Source organism: Infirmifilum sp. (assembly GCF_049970975.1).
Taxonomy (GTDB): Archaea; Thermoproteota; Thermoprotei; order Thermofilales; family Thermofilaceae; genus Thermofilum; species Thermofilum uzonense.
The window spans coordinates 1-1895 of record NZ_JBMFLX010000188.1 but is presented as its reverse complement, the minus strand read 5'-3'; the positions used below and the strand labels follow the sequence as shown (position 1 = coordinate 1895).

Genomic DNA, 1895 nt, shown 5'->3' with positions numbered 1-1895 from the left:
TAACCTCGAAGAACACGTGGGGCAAACTCCTATACACCGTAGCCTATGTGTAGTGATTAAGTGTAGACACATAAATCTTCCAACATAGAGTCGACCGGCGCGTGTAGAAGGAACATTGCTGTGTATCTCTCTCACCAACTGTAGAAAGGAGACGAACTAGCCGTTTACGTGCTCTTACAAGGTGACACCTTCAAGTAAGCGCTGTGGAGGATCTTGTATATAATGGGCCCGTGCTATAATACCATGTGGGTATGAGCCTTGGAATCCGAGGTGGCCTCCTTCTGGTATAGTAGATTTAATAAAGTCGGCGAGATTCTCAAGAGCTTCTATGAGCACGTTTCGAGATCCAGCGGTCATATTGCCGATTACTTGGTTTTCCTGTCCTTGGCCGAGCAAGCACAATCATACCCTTGGGCTTATATAGACTATGGTTTTAGAGTGCCCGTTTACAGGACACTACAATGGCTTTACTTCACTATTGAGCCTGATTTGGATGGATTCATTAAGTGGATTATGCGGTCTAGAAAACGTGGACGGGTTTTTGGGAGGTACTTAGTCTCTGAAATCAATAGGCAATTATCAAAAGAGTATGTCTTCCTGTGGAGCGAAGTAATGGGCGTGGCTTATAGGGATAAAGATACCTTAAGCAAGATCATCAAGGAAGTTCTTGGCATGGAGAAAGAGCCTATTGAACAAGAGCGTAAGGCCTTTGAGGATCTAGCAGGACTGAAGAACGAGCTTAAGGCCTGCTACGTCCTCATAGATCGCAGGAAGCCGTTTCTACCCTTCTCGATAACTCCAATAGTACCCTCACACGTGAGACCAGGCCTATCATCAGGGGACATCTACTTATTCGAAGAAAATTTGGTAGTCGATATTAAGGGTGGGTGGATTGATTCCAAGACTAAGCAACCTAATAGTAAAGACCTGTCTATGGAGTTAAAGAGAATAGCAGACCTCCACTACCTTTATGGAATTAGAAAAGCTATAGGTGTCGTCGCTGACGAGGAAAAACACATACACTTAGCCATATATGTTCCATGGAGATTAGAAGAGGGGCCCCTCCTACACTTAAAGAGCATTAAGCCTCCCCTACTAGTCTACATGAATAAGTCTACAGACAAGGGCATAGAACCTCACAAAGCAGAGATTAAGGGTGGCGAGCTTACAGTTTCAATAGATGCATATTTACTAGACAATGAGTTGAAGATTGACGAGAAAACAGTTTCACTGACGATCATAGGGGAAGAGGATCTAGAAGCGGAGTACTCGGAAGCTAGAGTAAGTGGAAGAAAACTCCAGATGATATTTAGAAGAAGAGGCGGGGTAGACAAGGTCTTCGAGGTCAACAATGTAATGTTAGCTGTATTGAACGTGAAATTGGAGGACTTGAATGAGACATTGAGCTACCCAATTTTACTGTACAAGACTTGAAGGCGTGACTGTACTCTCAACAACTAAGAATACTGTGGTCATCGGCCGCCTAGTAGTCACAGCCTGTTTCACAGGGCTCTGTACGGTGTTAACTGCTGTCAACTCGCTTGTGCAAAAACGCGCAACTAACAAGCACGTGGTGCTGGGTGCACAGCGGTTAACGTATCTTAGTGTCACTTAATTTCTTCAAGACTGTGCGGCTGATACTCTCACGACTTTTACCGCGTGGAGCGTCGGAGCCACGTTTCCAGTGACTCTTGGAGGAGGGCGCGCATTAAAGTACCTAGTTTCGATGGCAAGCCCATCAGTATCATGGATGTTAGTGTCGGAGCCTTCGTTGGCGAGTAGGTTGCTGTAACCGTGATAAACAAGGTCTCGGGCACGGTTTGAGAAGCCGTGGTTGTTTTTAGTGCGGCGGCCGGGATTTGAACCCGGGATTTCCGGCGTGGCAGGCCGGCGTC

The 1895-nt window shown here is 46.1% G+C and carries 2 protein-coding genes; one reads left to right on the top strand and one right to left on the bottom strand.

Going from position 1 to position 1895, the window contains the following annotated elements; all coding sequences use genetic code 11:
* The first annotated feature begins 258 nt into the window (after positions 1–258).
* The gene (locus ACP5KC_RS10405) at positions 259–1434 is read left to right on the top strand and encodes a hypothetical protein (RefSeq protein WP_428287542.1); all 1176 of its coding nucleotides are present in this window, start codon (positions 259–261) and stop codon (positions 1432–1434) included.
* A gap of 186 nt (positions 1435–1620) precedes the next feature.
* On the opposite strand, the gene ACP5KC_RS10400 is transcribed toward ACP5KC_RS10405, so the two are convergent.
* Positions 1621–1895, bottom strand: a 275-nt coding sequence (locus ACP5KC_RS10400) for a hypothetical protein (protein ID WP_428287541.1), incomplete at its 5' end; no start/stop codon positions are given.